This window comes from Clostridium sp. YIM B02555, from assembly GCF_022320955.1.
Lineage (GTDB): Bacteria > Bacillota > Clostridia > Clostridiales > Clostridiaceae > Clostridium > Clostridium saccharoperbutylacetonicum.
The window spans coordinates 72096-90364 of the sequence record NZ_JAKJJY010000025.1 but is presented as its reverse complement, the minus strand read 5'-3'; the positions used below and the strand labels follow the sequence as shown (position 1 = coordinate 90364).

Sequence of the window (18269 nt, the reverse complement as noted above, 5' to 3'; positions counted from 1 at the left end):
ACTCATGAATGAGTTAACTAAGTTCAAGAAACCAAATCATAGATTTGGACTTTCACTTATCTGCTTAACAACCTTCATCAGCTCAATTTCACATGCCTGCTTCCAGAAAAATGTATATGATTCCTAGTATAGCGTTACGATTACAATTTCTCAATAATACATATATATTACATTTATAAGTTGAATTACTAATTTGGATATATATAATAAAATGTATATTCTCAAAACTTTACTTTAGATTATATATTAGATCTTATAATAATCCATAATCGATTTTTCTTCAAAGCCACATGATTTATATAAATTAAGTGCCCTTTTGTTTTTAGCAGCTACATCTAATCCTACATTCCTAATATTTCTTTCTTTAATTATTTTCAAAGCTTCTTTAAGTGCTGCTTTCCCAAAACCTTTCCCTCTAAATTCTGGTAATATACCAAAACCGAATATGAAAGCTGAATTATCCTCATATTTTATATGGATTTTACCAATTGTAATATTATTTAGTTCAATAATATTAGCAGTTTCTATTCTTATTTTGTCTTCTTCTATTTCTTCAACATTTTCAACATCTTCCTTATCAGAAAAGTATATTAAATCCTGCCTCGCTATTTCTAGGTTGTCTGACTCTTCAGCTTTCCTTAAATTAATAGTAATTTCATTTTTTAAAGAGGTCTGCTTTAATAACTCCATCCCATATTCAGTGAAATCGTATTGTCCACCTACAGCTTTTATAAATTCCTTCCCAGAATCAGAAATGCCATCTGTTAAAAGCAATATCTTCTTAAAATTTCTGTTAATGCATTCATTCTTTGCAAGTTCAAAAAGCTTTTTGAATTTCCCTTTTCTTCTCCATTTTGGATGAGTCATACCATTAAGTTCAGCTAGATTTCCTCCAAAACATGAGATACCAAGGTAGGAAACTAAAACACCATCCTCATAATATAAAAATTCATTTATTCTTTCTGTTCCACATACTGAAACATTATTTAGTTCTAATTTATAATCCAACTCTAACTTTAAATTAACTTTATCCACTAACTTAATAATTTCTTCAAGTTCTTTTAATTCTTTATATTCTTTTTCCATTAAATATTGTTTTGTAATTATTTTTTGATTTATTTCCTGCATTTTAACCTCTCCTCTTTACCTCTTTTTGAAATTTGGATAAACTTTTAAATTTAGCTTTTTCTTTCAATTTGAGATTTATATTTTCTTTTCTCTCTGCAAATGCTGTTTCCTTTTTTAGCTTTAAATAACTATTCCACCTATCTCCCGATAGCTCTCCATTTTCTAGAGCTGCTTTTACAGCACAGCCTGGTTCTTTGCCATGATTACAATCTGCAAATTTACACTCTTTAGCTAAATTCTCTATATCTTCAAAAGCTATATCTAACCCCTCAGATACATCCCACATTTCAAGTTCACGCATACCAGGTGTATCAATAACAATAGCATCATTTTTTAGCCTTATTAATTGCCTATGGGTAGTTGTATGACGTCCTTTACTATCATCTTCTCGTATTCCATTAACTTTCATTATCTCTTCCCCTGAAAGCGCATTAACTAATGAAGATTTACCAATTCCAGAAGAACCCAAAAATACAGCGGTTTTATAAGGCTTAACATAATTCCACAATTCATCTATACCTTCCCCAGTAACTGAACTTACTGCAATAACTGGAACAAATGGAGCAACTTTTTCAAGCTTTTCAACATAGGAACTATAATCACTGCACAAATCACGTTTAGTAAGTATTATTACTGGCATTGCCCCACTTTGCCATGCTGCAGTTAAATATCTTTCAGTTCTTTTTACATTAAAATCATTATTAAGTGAAACCATTATAAATACATAATCGAAATTAGCAGCTACAATTTGTTCAACTTTATTAAAAGAATCCAGTCGAGAAAATTTACTTTTTCTATCAAGCACATGATAAATAATATCATCTCCAATAGGATTATGCTTAGCCAAAACAAAATCGCCAACAGTCGGATAAACATTTAATATTTTATCATTATAAAATAATGACCCTTTCAATTTTCCAGAGCTTTCACCATATTCTGTTATTAATTTATATTGTTCTTTTTGAACCTCAATAACCCTTGCAGGAATTAATTCATCTAAGGATAAATTTAATTCACTAATTTTTCCTTCATAATAATCATCATATCCATATTTTCTTATTACATTGTTGTTCATCATATTCCTCCATAACTAGGCATATGACATTAAATAATCTTCTTATTATTCTTTGAAACATGCCTTTATTAATTTTTTAATAAATCTTACTTTTAAATTTTTCATTATACATCTCTCCTTTTTTGATTACTGTTTTTTTAGTCTTAGAAAGCAATACATAAAATACACACTTAATAATTTTTTTATGACTAATTCTTAAAAATGGGCATAAAAATCCCGCAGACACAAACCTCAAAACTGGCTTCTATCTGCGGGAATAATAAAAGAACAGGCAACCCTGTTACACTATTCGTCCTTAATAGTAAGTATATTTATGAAAGGTTATCTTAAACTGCGAAAATCTAACACAAATAAAAGGTATGTTACCTTTCAAAATGCACTTTCGCCCATATTAAGTTTTAAACAGTAATCACCTTTACACTCTTTGTCATATTACCATTTCTCCTTTCATAAGATTTATTTTTCAATAAATCCTTTATAAATTAAACAATATCATACAATGAAATATTTGTCAATTGCCCCTCTAGAAATAAAGATAAAAATGAGAATTCGACTCTTCAATCAAATTCTCATTTTTTTAAATTCCATAATTCATCATTTAACTTGAATCATCTTATCCTATGAAGTTTGCAAGAAAAGCAGCTTCTTTTAAAAGTTCTTCATGATACCAGTCAGTTTTAATCAAACTTAAATATGCATCTATTACTTTTTTAACCCTATTCTCCTTCGTTGTTTGTAGCACCATTGACAAAATAAAAAATACTATAATACTTAATATAAATATCTGTCTTGTTATATCATTAAAGTTAAATATACATAAAGATATTGCTCCAACAACCCCCATTGTCATAGAAGAATATGTTATGTAGTCTGTATTATTTTTTGTTTTTACTATGTTATCCTTAAGTTTATAGATTGTATTTACATCTTTAAAGAACAAATCTAATTTATCCTTATATAATTCCATAAACTTTGTCAAAATATAATTATATGCCTCTGGATTCTTTAACTCTTGCACTCTCATGCACATTATCAATGGATATTTATATTCTGCGAGATCTTTATATACATATTCATTTCTCTTCTCTAAGCTTGGAATTTTGACATTTAATTCTCCATTCTCCCTAATGACTAATTCATAATTGTCATTTACCAAGTTAGTAAAATTATCCTTAATAATCTCTAATGCTTTTTCCATTGAATTATTTCCTGTATTCACTTTATTCAGCATGTCTAAAATGGTCATAATTTCTCCCCCTATCATTTTACTTTGATTCCCAATGTAATACTCTAAAAAATACTATATACGGTAATATTATACCACATCTTCATACTACTAGTACAATATAAGGCTTATAGCAGCCCAATAGCCAAAGTCATTCCTTCATGTTTTAATTTACTAACAACTACCTTCCCACCTGCCAAATCAACACATGGTTCACAAACACCAGTTATTCCAAGAGTTTTTAAAACAAATTCACTTTTTTCATATTTATCTTGAACTGTTCTAATTGCTTCTTTACTAAAGGTTTTAAAGGGGCAATTAAGGTTTTTAGCCAATTTAATTATTCCTTCTTCGTTAGCTTTTACATCAACTGAAACTATGGTTGCTACTGCTTTAATATCAAAATTGTATTTTACTAAATAATTTTCTACAAACTCTTTTAATTTTTCATAGGATGTACCCCTTCTACATCCTATCCCCAAAACTATATCTTTCTTAATAAGGCGCAAAACTTTAGAATAATCTATTGCATTATTGTCGTTTTCCTGCAGAGTATGATCCTTTAAATTATGAGTTATCCAAATACAGTTTTCAGTTAATTCTTTTATCTTCTCATAACCTTTGCTAATTTCAAGCATATCATAATCATCCTTTATTCCAATAATTTCATTATTGACCAATACTGCTGCTATATGCTTTGCCTTTTTTAAGTCTTCAATCACTAAATTATTTTGCTGTGCTAAAAGGTCTGGGGCAATTATCCCCAAATTATCACTAGCTGTAGTAATAATAGGCATAATATTTAATATCTTTGAAACATTACATGTAAGTTTGTTTCCACCACCGATATGTCCACTCAAAATATTGATTGCATATTTACAAGCTAAATCAACAACAACAACTCCCGGATCTTTATCTTTACCTTCAAGAAAAGGAGCTATTGCTCGAACTGCGATTCCTGTTGAAGAAATAAATATAATTGCTTTTGATTCTTTCATAACCTGCTTAGTAATCTCGTGTAATTTAAATTCTTCATTTTCTTTAATATAAAGCTGAGCATTCAAAGCTTTCTGCAATTTTATAGCAATTTCTTTCCCTTTAGGCGATGGACATATTATACTTATTGATTCTTCCAAAATTATATTGTCTTTCTTTTCTTCACAATTTTGCATATCTTCATTATTCATTATGTTCTATCTCCAGCATTACCAATTTGAAGTTTAATGTTATTCGTTAGTTGAAGCTTCAGCTTCTCTAAACATATGTGAAAAACTCTTATCATATAACAAGCTCTTTTCGAAATCACTATCTATAAAGTCTCCAACTAGAATTTGAGCACATTTAGTAATATTATTTTCCTTAACTTTATCTGCAATATCATCTAAATGACCAAGGATTATCCTTTCATCAGGCCAAGTTGCTCTTTCAACTACAGCCACTGGAACATTCTTCTTATATCCTTTTCTTAATTTATCGACTACTTTGTCAATCATAGAAATTGATAAAAATATAGCCATTGATGCTCCTATAGATGCTAGTACCTCAAGATCTTCATTTGTTGGAACTGGAGTCCTACCTTCAATTCTTGTCAAAATAACAGTTTGTGATACTCCTGGCAAGGTAAATTCTCTATTTATTGCTGCTGCTGCCCCAGTAAAAGAACTAACTCCTGGTACGACTTCATAAGGAATACTAACTCTATCTAATTCCACCATTTGCTCTCTTATTGCTCCATAAATAGATGGATCTCCTGTATGCAATCTTACAACTAGTTTTCCCATCTGCTCTTCCATTGTCATAATTTCCATTACATCTTCTAAAGTCATATTAGCAGAATTATAAATTTGGGCATCTGGTCTGCAATATTCTAAATGTTCTTTAGAAACTAAAGAACCAGCATATACTACAACATCTGCTCTTTCAAGTAAATCACGGCCTCTAACTGTTATTAAATCAACAGCTCCAGGACCTGCTCCTATAAAATATATCATTATTAACACCTCTTTTTTCAGTTTACAGTTTACAATTTACAGTATTAGAACTTATATATTTTTTATTATATTTTTCTGATTGTAAACCAGAGTTATTTCCCTTTAATTGTAAACCCATAATTATTTTACTTTCTATTTGCTATAATTAAGGACATGTAATCTCTTAATTTTAGTATTTCTTCTCTGTTGGTTAAGACTGTTTCTCCTTCTCTTCCAACTCTACTTGCATAAATATATTCAAAACCTTTTTCTTCTAAAACATCTAGTACTTCTTCCTCATGCTTGTATACTTTCATTACAACTACAAATTTTTCATCTGTAATTTCTTTAACATTTGCTGCTGGCATTATTACTAATCTTTCATTTCCAACAACTAATGTTTCATTAACTAAGCTTGCAGCTGCACAAAAAGAAGTTATTCCTGGAATTGTTTGAACTTTAAAGCCACAATCTCTAACGTGCTTAAGCATGTGACTATATGTACTATACACATAAGGATCCCCAATAGTCAAAAATGCAACATCCTTACCTTCTCTAAGTCTAGCTTCTATAAATTCATAAGCCTGTAATGCTTTTATAACTCTATCTTTTTTTCCCATTGGGAAATGTTTAATTACGACTTCTGTACCTGGCTTTATATATTCTTTTGCTGTTTCAAGAGCAATACTTTCTCCATTTTCTGTTGCAGATGGCGCAACAATAACCTGACACTTTTCTATTGTTTTAACAGCTTTCATTGTTAATAGTTCTGAATCGCCAGGTCCCACTCCTATTCCATATAATGTTGCCATTTTCTAAATTTCCTTTCTTCTTAAGTAACTAATTTATTTATATATTTATTGCAATTATCAATATTTAATACTCACTGATCAATTTTAAGTGAAGATTGATTCCATTTTGAAATCTTGATGTGAGAATCAAAAAGTGAATTAGTTCTTGGTTGCAGGAAAGTTCCGTATTGTAGCAGTGCCACTCTTTTCACATGTGCATAGCTGCTTCTTTTATCGGTGCACATTTCGTTCCTCGAACCTTCTTTTTGACCTAAAACCACAATTACTCACAGATACCTATAAAGGACATAAACTGTAAACTGCAATATATAGTTACCAATATTATAATTAATTATTTTCTTATGCATTGAATAATGTATATTGGATTATTTGCTATCATCATTAAAGTATTTTCACGATTTTTACTTATGTTAACTAAAGAAACTTCATATTTGTAATTTAAATTTTTAATCACTTCCAAAGCTCTATATGCATTGTCTAAAGTAATGAAATTCATGACAATTGTTCCATTTTTCTTAATTACTGTATTTACTTTAAGTAATATTTTCTCTAAATCTCCACCACTACCTCCAATAAATACAGAATCAAACTTTAAACCTTGAAAAATCAAAACATCTAATACTGCTCCAGCTTCTTTATTTATAGTTTTGATATTTTCACATTCAAATTTATCAACATTAGCTCGTGTTATATTATAAGCATCCATATCTCTTTCTACAGAAAGTACTTTACCCCTTTTTGCAAGCTTAGCTGCTTGAACTGTAATTGTCCCTGTCCCACTTCCTATATCTAAAACTGTAGAGTCTTCTTCAATATTCATTTTTATAACAGATAGTATCCTGACATCTTCTTTAGTCATCGGACATTTTCCCCTAATAAATTCCTCATCTTTTATAAAAACCACCAATTTACCTCCTCTTTGGATAATGATCAATTTTCAATGATCAGAATTTCATTTTTAATACTCATTTATTAATTCTAAAACTTAACAGCTGCTGATTAAATATTAATAATCAATTTTCGTAATCAATGATTAAAATACTTAACGGTCTAAATATTTTATTTAAAAATTCTTTAGGTTTTCCTACTGTTATTATTTCATCAGTGTAAGATAAATTTTCGCCAACAATAACTTTACAATCAATTTCAGCTTCATGTAATAATTTACACAGGACTGCTGGATTATTATCCTTATCTGTAAGCCAAATACTTAATTTATTTTTAAGTATTATATCTAAAAAATCTTCCTTTCTTCCATGAAGACTGCCTAAGTAAGCATTGTTCCAAGACATATTTAATTTACAGGTTAAGTACTGAAAGGAACTTAATCCTGGTATTACTTGAATTTCTGAAGTTATTCTATTTTTCATATAGTTTGCTATACCATAGAAAGTCGGATCACCAGATGCTACTATGGAAATATCAATGTTTTTATTTTCACCAATTAATTTATCTACATCGCTTAATTTATTTATGTATATTTTTTTGTTATTTATAAAATCTAAAGAATCAATTGCTCTCTTAAAACCCAAAATAATATTAGACTTTTTTAGTGTTTCTATTGCTTTAGGCATAATATAGTCTTTATGTCCTGGACCTAAGCCAACTATATAAATCACTTACCTTACACCTCCAGACTTCCAAAGTAATATAGGTTTTACTGCACCATAATACATAAGTGCATCAACTTTTAACTCTCCATAAACGTGTTCTGAACTTTTTTCAATGATTTTTTCACCTATATTCTCATAAAGTTTATCGTACCCACTTCCAAGCATCTTTACTGCGCCTTCACAAGTTTTCTCCTTTAAAACACTTTGTACCAAAGAAATATCATAACCAAGAAGAGCAAGTTCTAGCGCAATGACTTCAAGTCTTACACCATTAACTTTACTATGAGTATTAAAACATCCATAAGCAACTTTGCTCATTTTTCCTATATGTCCAGCTATGATAACAGCTTTCACTTTCGATGAAACACATGCTTCCAATGCATATCCTATAAAATTTGAGCAAATCACAATTTCTTCTTCTTTATAACCAAGTCCCTTACAATAATTATCGCCTAAATTTCCAAAAGTTAATACTAATTTTTCATTATTTATAGCTTTTTGATTAATTTCTAATTTGATTGATGCCATAAGTGATTCTTCTGACATAGGATGAACAATTCCTGTAGTCCCTAGTATTGAAATTCCACCTTCAATACCAAGCCTTTTATTGAAAGTTTTCTTTGCAATCTCGGCCCCCTGTGGTACTAAGATTGTCACTTCAACTTTTTCTCCTTCTGGTAAGACCTTCATCACTTCATCTATTATCATTTTCCTTGGAACTGGATTAATGGCCGGCTCACCTTTAGGTACAAATAACCCATCCTTTGTAACAACTCCTACTCCAATTCCACCTTTAAGAACAACTCTTTCCTGCTCACTTACTCCAATAGACTCCTTTATTCTTTTCACTCTAGCCTTTATTTCTATTCCATGAGTAGCATCTGGATCGTCTCCACCATCTTTTAAAATAGTGCATTCTATATAATCATCAATTTTCTCAATTGCTTCTATAGGCATTTCTATATTAATTCCTTTTGGAGATGCAATTTCTATTTCTATAATTCCGTCACACTTATTAAAGAGTATCATAGTTGCTGCTTTTGCTGCACCTGCACTACATGCTCCCGTTGTATATCCGCATCTTAATTTCTGCCCATTAGCTTCAATATACATTTCAAACATCAATTCACCTCTAGTTAGGCTCATCAAAATAAATAACAGCTCAAAAATAGGCACCTTAGAAAAGAGCAGTTCTGCTGCAATAAGGAACTTATATTAGCAAGAGGACTTGTTATTTATTTAATAGTGCCTTATTCTCTTTCAACTACCATATACATAAGAGCATTGATTATTGCTGCTGCAACTGTGCTTCCACCTTTTCTTCCTCTTACTCTTATATAAGGAATATTTAGCTCATCCATATTTTCCTTACTTTCAGCAGCACCTACGAAACCAACTGGTACTGCTATGATAAGCTTTGGATTAGCTTTTCCTTCTTTTATTAATTCTTTAAGCCTGAAAAGTGCCGTAGGCGCATTTCCAAATACAAAAATATCTACATCATCACTACAAGCTTTTTCAACTGCTGCCATACTTCTAGTTATGTTTTTTTCTTTTGCTTCTTTATGGACAATCTCTTCATTTACATAGCAAATAACTTTACTATTTGTTTTAGCTAAGGCCATTTTATTAATTCCATTTAAAGCCATATTTGTGTCTGTATAAATTTTAGCACCTTTAGCAAAAATCTTTTTTGCAGTTTCAATGGCAGTTTCACTTATTTCCACTAATTCCTTATACTCAAAATCAGCAGTAGTATGTATTGTTCTCTTTATTATAAGAAGCTCTTCCTCTGTAAAAGAATGTGCTCCCATTTCTTTACCTATAATTTCAAAACTTTTTTCTTCAATTCCCATAGGATTTTTTAAATAATCCATTTAACTTTAAACCATCCTTTCAAATTATACTCTTAACCTAAATTTGTCTCAATATAAACTCTTCATTACCTAAAAAATTAATATGAGCATACCCAGCAAGAGTATTTTTCTTAAAATAACCACATTGCCATTTTACTATTTCACCATTATATTGAGTCTTTTCTATTTCATATACTTGATCTTCCATTAAATCAACCCGTGATTTATGAAATTCATGTGCATTTATTTCTAATTCTTTTCCAAAGCAATTTTCTATAATTCTTACTTTACAATAACCAAAATTCTGAAGCTTATTTGTCATAAAACTTTCACCTTTAAAAAAGCCAACCATTTCCATTCCATCTATAGAATCAGTTAAATACATAAGTCCACCACATTCTGCATAACATTTCAAGCCATTCTCCAGTGCTTCCTTAATGCTTGACTTCATTGTATTATTGGCTGCTAATTCTTCTTTAAAAACTTCAGGATATCCCCCACCAATATATAAGAAATCTAGCCCTTCAGGTAGTGCCTTATCCTTTATGGGACTAAAATAAATCACTTCACCTAAGACCTCTAGATATTCTAAGTTATCTTTATAGTAAAAACTAAAAGCTTTATCTGATGCAACTCCAATTTTTAATGACTTAGATTGTTTTCTTTTAAAATCAGCAAAGGAGTCCTCTTTATGCTCAAGCTTTGGAATAAACTCTTTCATTTCATTAATGATACTATCAACATCCACATATTCTTCTATTAACTTTTCACATATAGTCAATTTTTCCTCTAGGTTAAGAACCTCCATGCTTTGAACAAGCCCCAAATGCCTGCTGCTTAACATTATTTCTGAAGTTTTAGGTAAATATCCAAAAACCTTAACCTTGCAATTTTTCTCTATTGAATATTTCAATAAATTATAATACTTTTCGCTTACTGAATTTAATACTACTCCAACAATATTAGCATTTCTATAATCTTTAAAGCCCTTGATTTCAGCGCATATACTAGCACTTTGCCCCTTAGGTGACAGCACTAATATAATTGGCATGTTCCCTAAAAGCTTCGAAACTTCATAGGTTGATGCTTCTTCACCTGCTCCAATTCCATCATATAACCCCATTACGCCTTCAATAATTCCAACGTCACCATTTCCTTTAAGATAGCTTTTAACCACGCCATCCTTACCCGTTAAAAAGGCATCTAAATTTCTCGACGCCTTCTTGGTTACTTCTTTATGAAAGGCTGGATCTATATAATCTGGTCCTACCTTGTAGCCTTGAACTTCTAATTCCCTATTTTTAAGTACCTTCATTAATCCAAGAGTGAAGGTTGTTTTTCCTCCACCACTACAATTCGATGATATGATTATGGATTTCATAATATTTTCCTTTCTAAGCGCGTTTAGTTTCGGTACGTTCCGCATATGTCTAATTCTTGCTTCGGATATCTATAGAACTTATATAAGCTTAAGTTAAAATTACAAAACTTTATAAAATTTCAATAAAACATTTTCTGGTAGCCTAGTAGCATAGCATACAAAGATATTATCCATCATCCATTTATATTTTTTATCATATGTCTCAAAGGTTGGGATTGTACGAAAATAGTACACACTAGGGTCAACAAACTTTCCTGCTTTAACATCTTCAATATATTCAGTTGGAACTGTACGCATTCCATTGTTCTCAATATAAATTGCTGCACCATCTTCTAATTTAATTGCATATCTTGCTGAAAGTTCACACTTTCCATCTGGTCTAATAATTTGGCTATCGATGCCACCAGGTAGAACTTCTCCATTAAATCCCTCACCTTTTACTTCACCAGATAATATTGGTATTAACTGACGTCTTCCAACAATATCATCTTGCCCCACTAGAATTGGCTTATCTACTACTATTGATATGCTAAATACTTCTTTGCCTTCCATTTCCTTTATATTAGCATTATTCATTATAATCAGCACTCCATTTCTTTCATATATATTTATTTCAATTGTCAATGTTAAAATATCAATGAAGATTGATTTCCTTTGGAAGTCTTTATATCTTAAATATTTATTTTTGCAGCATACATAATTTATAGCTTTTTTGTTCTTCCTGCATTTAAGTATCTATCTTCAATTAAATCATAAATTCTGCTAATATATAATTCAGCAAACTTGTCTAATTCACCAAGACCATGCATATGTAATTTTACTTCTATCCCTTCACTTTCAAGTATACTCTTTAAGGAATCATCTTCATCAGAAGCCATATCATTCTTAACATGATCTCCTGCAACTAGTAATAGAGGAATAAGCGTTGCTTTTTTTATATCTTTCTTTTTTAGCTTTTTCAATACATTATGTATAGTTGGATATCCCTCTATAGTTGCTACAAATACATTTTCATAGCCTTCATCGATCAACACAGTTTGAAGCATACCATAAACAGCATTAGCAGGATGCTCAGTACCATGACCAAATAAAATTACACTTTCTTCTCCTTCAATTACTTCCTTTATACTATTTATAAACAAAGAATAATCTTCAGGTAGTCCATTCATTCCTTGATAATAGAATATTGGCCTTCCAAGTTTTAATGATTTAAATTCGTTCTCCCATCTTGCTGAAATCCCTTTTATATAATCAAATTCTTCCCCTGGAATTAAGTGCAGTGGTTGAATGATTACTTCTTCAAACCCTTTAGTTTTTAAATTTTCCAAAGCCTCTTCAGGCGTTAAAATATTTAACCCATCTCTATTTTTTAATTTTTTTATAATGAAATGCGCTGTAAAAGCTCTAAAAACTTCGTATTCCTTAAATTCACCTTTAATCTTATTTTCAACTTTCTCAATTGAATTTTTAAGTGCATCTAAATGACTTGTTCCAAAACTAACTACTAGAATTGCTTTTTTCATAATATCCTCCTTTTAATACATATGTTCTAATTATCAATTGTTATTAGTCAAGAAACCCCTTCAGGATTTCTTGATGAGAGATTAAAAATCTTAATTAGACCTTATATCCAAATAAAAAAATCCTCCTTATCACCGATAAAGAGGAAAAATGTAACAAATTAAGAATATATAATTTCACAAACACATTCTATCCTTTGTTATGTTCCTTCCCTCCGAAGTAGCATTACATAAACCTTTAGGCAGGTCTCCTGACTTTGGCCTCATCCTACATTCTCTTCCTTCCCAAGAAAACTCCCAGTGGATTTTTGCATATCTAAACTTCAATATGCTCTAGAGATTAGTCTTCCATCACAGTAGCGGGGGCTGTAGTGGATTTTAACCACTTTCCCTTTTAATCATATAATAATTATATATGAACCTAAAAATCATTGCTTAAATTATATATTAGAACAGTACTTTATTCAATAAAAAATATAAAGGATACAGAAATATTATCTGTATCCCCTAAATTTTCTATCTATTAAAATCGAGCTATCCCTATATTAATCACTTAACATTTATCGTCTTCTGGCACGTTTGTAACATCTTCAACTTGAGTTATAAAATAAAAATCATGTTTATGACCATCATTAACAGTTGTACTTCCAGATATTACATGAAAGTGTTTACCACTAGGAAGATAAATTGCTGGTCCTGTAGTTTCACAAATTCCATGAAAATGGTCATCAAAAGTATCTGTCAACTCATTTACCTTATGCACATGAGTTTTACCATATTTTATTGCAGGGCCTGTCACTCCAGCGATACGATGATTGTGTATTCTACCTTCATCATCTCTCTCAAAATCTGTACTTGCTTCAAACTCATGGTTATGACATTTTACTTTATAAGATTTTTCTTCATGCTTATTTTCTTTACGATAGCAGCCGCAATTATTATAATTGTTTCCCATTGAAACTCCTCCTTTGTTAATTGGCTACTACATTTTATGGGATTTAATCATTATATGTGACTAAAATTTAATTTCATTCTTTTTTACTAGTTTGTTTTATTAGTTGATTTGTATAAACTGTAACACCTGTTACTAATACACCTTGTATCACCGAATTAGCATTAACCCCCATTATTCCAATAGCTCCTAAAATTCCTATTATTAATAATATAACAGGTATATATTTATCATTTATTTGCTCTGTATTCTTTATAATCATTCCAATAATATATAAAACAGGAATCAAAATTAAAGCATTTTGAGCAATATATTGTGCAATATCCATATTATTTCCACCTCCCCTTATATAATTTATCTTACTTATTATGTTATATGCTTTATGTTGAGTTTTGTTTCCAATTTTATTTGTTTTTAAAAATAACCTTTAAAATATTATTGTATACATGAAATCATATTCCGTTAACTTCAAGAGTTAACAACAAAAAAAACAGCTTATAAAAAATAAAGCTGTTTTGAATATCTTATTAAATTTAATCTTTCATAATAAGTACGTTTTTATTATTGTTAAATAGCATTGTTTGCATTGACGCAAATAACACTGTTTTACTGTATTCCATAGCAACATCACTTATAAACTTGCTTTCCTCATTGGTTAATCTGTTTTTAAACACCATTATTATATCATATTTAGTTTCTCGAATCGCTAATATTATTTGAGTTAAGTATTCATTTGGCATCTCAAATCACTCCCAACATTATAAAATACAGTAATTGTCGAAATATATCAAAATATATTCTCTTTTCATAATTATATCATATTTTTCTTGCAAAACAAGCTATATTTTTAGTATTTCTGTCATTTTTTACATTATATAATTATATTAAAAAGCCTAGTAAAGCTTATATACTTTTACTAAGTTCTTTGATATGCTTATTTACTGATTATTTTTAATCTGTACTCAACTAAATTTTTCATAAGTTGAATTATATTAGATTTCTTATTTTCATCTGTAATTTCATCAAATTTATTTATTAAAATTTGTAAGTGTTCTAAATATTCTTCTTCTGTAATCACATTATATTTTGGTGCTGGATATTCATAAAAAATTATACAAATTCCAACTCTTGCATCTATACTATGTTCATCATATTCTAATGCCTTTTATAATATTCATATCCACAATCATCATGAAGTTCTGGTTCTAAAAAAGAAATAATCTCCTTCTTCATCAACTCCTAAATCATGGTCAAGAGATAATATTCCAATATTAAAATTTTCAAGATAGTATTTTGCTTGCTCTACTGTTCTTGCTATTTGAAATTCATTTGGACAGTCTCGTAAATCATCAACATATAAGTTTATCTTTTGCTTCATAATCTCTTATCTCCCAAACATTAATTTATAATTATTCTATATAAAAATTGGAGTGATATATTTCAAATAATAACTACTCCTATTTTATCGGATTGTTTCATCCATTTCTCCTAGTATGTAGCAACATAAAAAGATACCTACATTTCTGCAAGTATCTTTTATAAACTTTATATTTAATTATCTTTTCAAACAATTATTTTATGCTATTACAGTTGAAGGTATTTTAATTGTTACTGTTTCTCCAGGTAGTATATCTCCAACGTTAACTATAATATTTTTAGTTGTTGAGCTTGAATCAACTGTTCCTTGAGTAGTTGTTACTCCACTAACATTAAAGTCAATATGGTTTGGTGCTGGATCATTTACAACTACTGCTTTAGCTGTCTTTGTCCCAGTATTAGTTATTACAAGAGTATATGTGAAATTATCTCCTACCCATACGTCTTTTACATCTGCTGTTTTTACTATACTCAATATAGTATCAGCTGTTCCATGAAATATAATTGTAACCTCTCCACCAGGGTTATTAGTATTGGTACCTTTTGCATGAGCAATATTAGTTATATACTCTGTGTCTGTTGGTTGAGGATCTGGTGTTGGTATTGGTTCAGTTTTTTTAGTTATATTTATAGTACATGATGCACTTAAATTGTTGCCATCTGTTGTAGTTGCCGTTATTGTGCAAGTTCCTTCTTTAATCGCATTTACTTTTATAAGCTTACCATTAGTAGGATCTACTTCTATTGTTGCTATTGAAGGATCACTTGAAGTCCATGTTACTCCTACTGCTGCTGGTGTTGTTGTTGCTATTAATTGTCCTGAATCTCCTTCTGTTAGATTCATTGTTGATTTATCAAGTGATATTGATTCATTATATGGTAATAAGTTTCCTTTAATGTCTATTGCATCTACAACAAAATTACTTATAGAATGAGTTGAATCCAAATCAGTCATTGTAACTTCATGTACAGAATTTGATAATTCAGCACTTTCATAACTAAGTATGTAACCTTGCCAAGGACTCTTTCTTTGAGAAAAAGCGTCGACTGGATTTCCATCTATCTTTACTTGTATATTAGATGACTGTTGATTAGGATCATTAATACCAATAAGTCTAAATTGGGTTCCATAAAATTTGAATTTAATACCACCATTAAGTTTTAATATTCTAACATAATTTCCCCAAGAATTGCCTGTTTGAGGTGAATTATCATAAGTACCGTTGTATATAATATTTTTATCCACTTCGTCAATTCTTTTCCATCCATCTTCTGGTGATGTTAACTGTTGTCCAACTGTAGCTGCATTAGCACCATTTCCACCATATATCATTCCAATTCCAATAATAGCTAAAGCCATCATAAACATAATACTAAACTTTTTAAAGTAATTTCTCATTTATCATTTCTCCCTTATTTTCAATAATAAATGAATGCGCATTCCTTATATTTATTTTAGTTCTAATACCAGTTAAATCCAACTATAATCGTAATACAAATTCCTTTATATCTAAGAAATTCAGTAAATTTTTACATGTTTCATTATCAATATTTATACCATCTTACTTAAAATGGATAACAAAAAAAAACCTTTTATTTAAGTCTTTAATGTTATTTACACTTATTTTAAGTTTATATCATATCTGACAATGACGCATTAATATCTTTAATTTCAATTCATAAACAAACTCGTTTAAAATATCTTTTAACAACAAAAAAACAGCACCCCTTAATTTATAAAAATTAAAGAAAGTGCTGTTGATGTATGCCATCATAAACACATTTTTATATACACGCTTTTCACCTTCAACCGTAGTTATTTCAAAGCATTTAAAGCATTCTTCCCATCATAACGCCCATTGCTGAAGCCATCATTAATCCTCTTGTCCAGCCACTTGAGTCACCAAGACAATGTAAGCCTTTTATATTTGTTTCAAAACTCTTATCTAAAACTATTCTATTACTATAAAATTTAATTTCAGGCCCATATAGTAGAGTTTCAGGACTTGCAAAACCTGGAACGACTACATCCATAGCTTGTATGAAATTCAATATGTTTGTCATTGTTCTATATGGAATTGCTGAAGTTAAATCTCCTGCTTCAGCATCTACAAGAGTATGCCTTAGATTTGATTGATAAAGTTCTTTTTCCCAAGTCCTTTTACCATCCAAAATATCACCATATCTTTGAACTAATATCTTGCCATTTCCAAGCATATTAACAAGTTCAGCTACCTTTTTACCATACTCAATTGGTTGATTAAAAGGTTTTGAAAAGCTGTGTGAGCTTAATATAGCTAAATTCGTATTTTCTGATTTCTTATTTTTATAAGAGTGACCATTTACTATAGCTAAATTATTATCATAATTTTCTTGACTAACAAATCCTCCTGGATTTTGACAGAAAGTTCTTACCTTATTCTTAAATGGCGCAGGATATCCAATAAGCTTAGATTCATAAAGAACATTATTCACACTTTCCATTACTTCATTTCTAAGCTCTACCCTAACGCCAATATCTACTGGTCCTGCAGAATGGTCTATGTTATGTTTTATACACATATCCTTAAGCCAATCTGCACCTTTTCTACCAGTAGCTACAACAACTTTCTCTGCATAAATCTCTTCTTCATTTTCTAGTTTAGAAGAATCAGCAATTAAAACTCCTGCTATTTTGCTGTCCTCAACCAATAAATTTTTAACCTTTGTATCAAATTTAATTTCAATTCCATGTTCTAATAAATGATTTTGTATTTTAAGGTATATTTCTTGAGCCTTTTCAGTTCCTAAATGTCTGATTGGGCAATCCACTAGCTTTAAGCCTGCTTGTATTGCTTTTCTTCTTATCTCCTTAATAGCTTCATTATTACCTAAACCTTCAACTTTAGTATCAGCGCCAAAGCTTAAATAAATTGAATCTGTATACTCTATGTATTCTTGAGCTAAGTCATTTCCAACTATGTTTGGTAAATCTCCACCAACTTCATGACTAAGTGACAATTTTCCATCTGAAAAAGCACCTGCTCCTGAAAAACCTGATGTTATATGACAATTTGGCTTACATGAAACACATTCTTTAGTTTTTTCTTTAGGACACTTTCTATTTTCAATTCTTTTGCCTTCTTCAATTAAAAGAATTTTAGCTTCTGGTTTTAACTTATTTAATTCAAATGCAGTAAAAATTCCTGCTGGACCTGCTCCTACTATTATTACATCATAATTCATCTTACTCGTTCCCTCCAATTTTAGCTCAAAATAAACTTCGATTATAATATTATAATTTTAAGACCTTTCTTATATATGTATATATGCTAAATTTAAAAGATATAAAAGCTCTTCAATATATATTGTATACCCATT

At 29.9% G+C, this 18269-nt stretch carries 20 protein-coding genes and 1 riboswitch; all 20 genes read right to left on the bottom strand.

From position 1 onward, the window contains the following. Positions 1 to 246 precede the first annotated feature (246 nt). On the bottom strand, positions 247 to 1128 hold the full coding sequence (locus L3B98_RS24735; RefSeq protein ID WP_238918620.1) for a GNAT family N-acetyltransferase: 882 nt from the start codon (positions 1126 to 1128) through the stop codon (positions 247 to 249). Between the two features lies 1 nt (position 1129). Continuing rightward, the gene (gene rsgA, locus L3B98_RS24730) at positions 1130 to 2203 is read right to left on the bottom strand and encodes a ribosome small subunit-dependent GTPase A (protein WP_238918619.1); all 1074 of its coding nucleotides are present in this window, start codon (positions 2201 to 2203) and stop codon (positions 1130 to 1132) included. Between the two features lie 613 nt (positions 2204 to 2816). Next, positions 2817 to 3449, bottom strand: a complete 633-nt coding sequence (locus tag L3B98_RS24725; protein ID WP_238918618.1) for a hypothetical protein — start codon at positions 3447 to 3449, stop codon at positions 2817 to 2819. Positions 3450 to 3556: 107 nt separating this feature from the next. Next, positions 3557 to 4615, bottom strand: a complete 1059-nt coding sequence (cbiG, locus tag L3B98_RS24720; protein ID WP_238918617.1) for a cobalt-precorrin 5A hydrolase — start codon at positions 4613 to 4615, stop codon at positions 3557 to 3559. A 39-nt stretch (positions 4616 to 4654) separates the two neighbouring features. Next, positions 4655 to 5419, bottom strand: a complete 765-nt coding sequence (gene cobM / locus L3B98_RS24715; protein ID WP_238918616.1) for a precorrin-4 C(11)-methyltransferase — start codon at positions 5417 to 5419, stop codon at positions 4655 to 4657. A gap of 125 nt (positions 5420 to 5544) precedes the next feature. Then, on the bottom strand, positions 5545 to 6210 hold the full coding sequence (locus L3B98_RS24710) for a cobalt-factor II C(20)-methyltransferase (RefSeq protein ID WP_015393698.1): 666 nt from the start codon (positions 6208 to 6210) through the stop codon (positions 5545 to 5547). A 331-nt stretch (positions 6211 to 6541) separates the two neighbouring features. Next, positions 6542 to 7114 carry a precorrin-6Y C5,15-methyltransferase (decarboxylating) subunit CbiT gene (gene cbiT, locus L3B98_RS24705; protein ID WP_077364138.1) on the bottom strand — a complete coding sequence of 191 codons (573 nt, stop codon included), beginning with the start codon at positions 7112 to 7114 and terminating at the stop codon, positions 6542 to 6544. Positions 7115 to 7223: 109 nt separating this feature from the next. Continuing rightward, the gene (cbiE, locus tag L3B98_RS24700) at positions 7224 to 7829 is read right to left on the bottom strand and encodes a precorrin-6y C5,15-methyltransferase (decarboxylating) subunit CbiE (protein ID WP_238918615.1); all 606 of its coding nucleotides are present in this window, start codon (positions 7827 to 7829) and stop codon (positions 7224 to 7226) included. Next, positions 7830 to 8945 (bottom strand): cobalt-precorrin-5B (C(1))-methyltransferase CbiD, encoded by a 1116-nt coding sequence (gene cbiD, locus L3B98_RS24695; RefSeq protein ID WP_238918614.1) that lies wholly within the window; start codon positions 8943 to 8945, stop codon positions 7830 to 7832. 128 nt (positions 8946 to 9073) lie between these two features. After that, positions 9074 to 9700 carry a precorrin-8X methylmutase gene (locus L3B98_RS24690; protein WP_015393702.1) on the bottom strand — a complete coding sequence of 209 codons (627 nt, stop codon included), beginning with the start codon at positions 9698 to 9700 and terminating at the stop codon, positions 9074 to 9076. Between the two features lie 37 nt (positions 9701 to 9737). Beyond that, positions 9738 to 11060, bottom strand: a complete 1323-nt coding sequence (locus tag L3B98_RS24685; protein WP_238918613.1) for a cobyrinate a,c-diamide synthase — start codon at positions 11058 to 11060, stop codon at positions 9738 to 9740. A 99-nt stretch (positions 11061 to 11159) separates the two neighbouring features. Beyond that, a complete protein-coding gene (locus L3B98_RS24680) occupies positions 11160 to 11636 on the bottom strand; it encodes a DUF3237 domain-containing protein (RefSeq protein ID WP_238918612.1) in 477 nt (158 codons plus the stop codon). A 125-nt stretch (positions 11637 to 11761) separates the two neighbouring features. Continuing rightward, positions 11762 to 12583, bottom strand: a complete 822-nt coding sequence (locus L3B98_RS24675) for a sirohydrochlorin cobaltochelatase (RefSeq protein WP_238918611.1) — start codon at positions 12581 to 12583, stop codon at positions 11762 to 11764. A 220-nt stretch (positions 12584 to 12803) separates the two neighbouring features. Then, positions 12804 to 13020: riboswitch (cobalamin riboswitch) on the bottom strand. 113 nt (positions 13021 to 13133) lie between these two features. After that, a complete protein-coding gene (locus tag L3B98_RS24670; RefSeq protein WP_077364150.1) occupies positions 13134 to 13535 on the bottom strand; it encodes a YmaF family protein in 402 nt (133 codons plus the stop codon). A gap of 73 nt (positions 13536 to 13608) precedes the next feature. After that, positions 13609 to 13860: a phage holin family protein gene (locus L3B98_RS24665; RefSeq protein ID WP_015393707.1), complete on the bottom strand. Its 252-nt coding sequence runs from the start codon at positions 13858 to 13860 to the stop codon at positions 13609 to 13611. Positions 13861 to 14065: 205 nt separating this feature from the next. Next, a complete protein-coding gene (locus tag L3B98_RS24660; protein ID WP_015393708.1) occupies positions 14066 to 14272 on the bottom strand; it encodes a hypothetical protein in 207 nt (68 codons plus the stop codon). A 194-nt stretch (positions 14273 to 14466) separates the two neighbouring features. Then, positions 14467 to 14610, bottom strand: coding sequence for a hypothetical protein (locus L3B98_RS24655; RefSeq protein ID WP_238918610.1), 144 nt, complete (start codon positions 14608 to 14610; stop codon positions 14467 to 14469). Between the two features lie 111 nt (positions 14611 to 14721). Next, the gene (locus L3B98_RS24650) at positions 14722 to 14910 is read right to left on the bottom strand and encodes a cyclic-phosphate processing receiver domain-containing protein (RefSeq protein ID WP_077364152.1); all 189 of its coding nucleotides are present in this window, start codon (positions 14908 to 14910) and stop codon (positions 14722 to 14724) included. A 198-nt stretch (positions 14911 to 15108) separates the two neighbouring features. Continuing rightward, positions 15109 to 16308, bottom strand: coding sequence for an Ig-like domain-containing protein (locus L3B98_RS24645; protein ID WP_238918609.1), 1200 nt, complete (start codon positions 16306 to 16308; stop codon positions 15109 to 15111). Positions 16309 to 16739: 431 nt separating this feature from the next. Next, positions 16740 to 18134, bottom strand: coding sequence for an FAD-dependent oxidoreductase (locus tag L3B98_RS24640; protein WP_077364158.1), 1395 nt, complete (start codon positions 18132 to 18134; stop codon positions 16740 to 16742). Positions 18135 to 18269 lie beyond the last annotated feature (135 nt).

Coding starts and splice junctions, on each gene's coding strand:
- L3B98_RS24735 (WP_238918620.1), bottom strand. CDS start 1,128: ATGCAGGAAATAAATCAAAAAATAATTACAAAACAATATTTAATGGAA.
- rsgA (WP_238918619.1), bottom strand. CDS start 2,203: ATGAACAACAATGTAATAAGAAAATATGGATATGATGATTATTATGAA.
- L3B98_RS24725 (WP_238918618.1), bottom strand. CDS start 3,449: ATGACCATTTTAGACATGCTGAATAAAGTGAATACAGGAAATAATTCA.
- cbiG (WP_238918617.1), bottom strand. CDS start 4,615: ATGAATAATGAAGATATGCAAAATTGTGAAGAAAAGAAAGACAATATA.
- cobM (WP_238918616.1), bottom strand. CDS start 5,419: ATGATATATTTTATAGGAGCAGGTCCTGGAGCTGTTGATTTAATAACA.
- L3B98_RS24710 (WP_015393698.1), bottom strand. CDS start 6,210: ATGGCAACATTATATGGAATAGGAGTGGGACCTGGCGATTCAGAACTA.
- cbiD (WP_238918614.1), bottom strand. CDS start 8,945: ATGTTTGAAATGTATATTGAAGCTAATGGGCAGAAATTAAGATGCGGA.
- L3B98_RS24690 (WP_015393702.1), bottom strand. CDS start 9,700: ATGGATTATTTAAAAAATCCTATGGGAATTGAAGAAAAAAGTTTTGAA.
- L3B98_RS24685 (WP_238918613.1), bottom strand. CDS start 11,060: ATGAAATCCATAATCATATCATCGAATTGTAGTGGTGGAGGAAAAACA.
- L3B98_RS24680 (WP_238918612.1), bottom strand. CDS start 11,636: ATGAATAATGCTAATATAAAGGAAATGGAAGGCAAAGAAGTATTTAGC.
- L3B98_RS24675 (WP_238918611.1), bottom strand. CDS start 12,583: ATGAAAAAAGCAATTCTAGTAGTTAGTTTTGGAACAAGTCATTTAGAT.
- L3B98_RS24670 (WP_077364150.1), bottom strand. CDS start 13,535: ATGGGAAACAATTATAATAATTGCGGCTGCTATCGTAAAGAAAATAAG.
- L3B98_RS24665 (WP_015393707.1), bottom strand. CDS start 13,860: ATGGATATTGCACAATATATTGCTCAAAATGCTTTAATTTTGATTCCT.
- L3B98_RS24660 (WP_015393708.1), bottom strand. CDS start 14,272: ATGCCAAATGAATACTTAACTCAAATAATATTAGCGATTCGAGAAACT.
- L3B98_RS24650 (WP_077364152.1), bottom strand. CDS start 14,910: ATGAAGCAAAAGATAAACTTATATGTTGATGATTTACGAGACTGTCCA.
- L3B98_RS24645 (WP_238918609.1), bottom strand. CDS start 16,308: ATGAGAAATTACTTTAAAAAGTTTAGTATTATGTTTATGATGGCTTTA.
- L3B98_RS24640 (WP_077364158.1), bottom strand. CDS start 18,134: ATGAATTATGATGTAATAATAGTAGGAGCAGGTCCAGCAGGAATTTTT.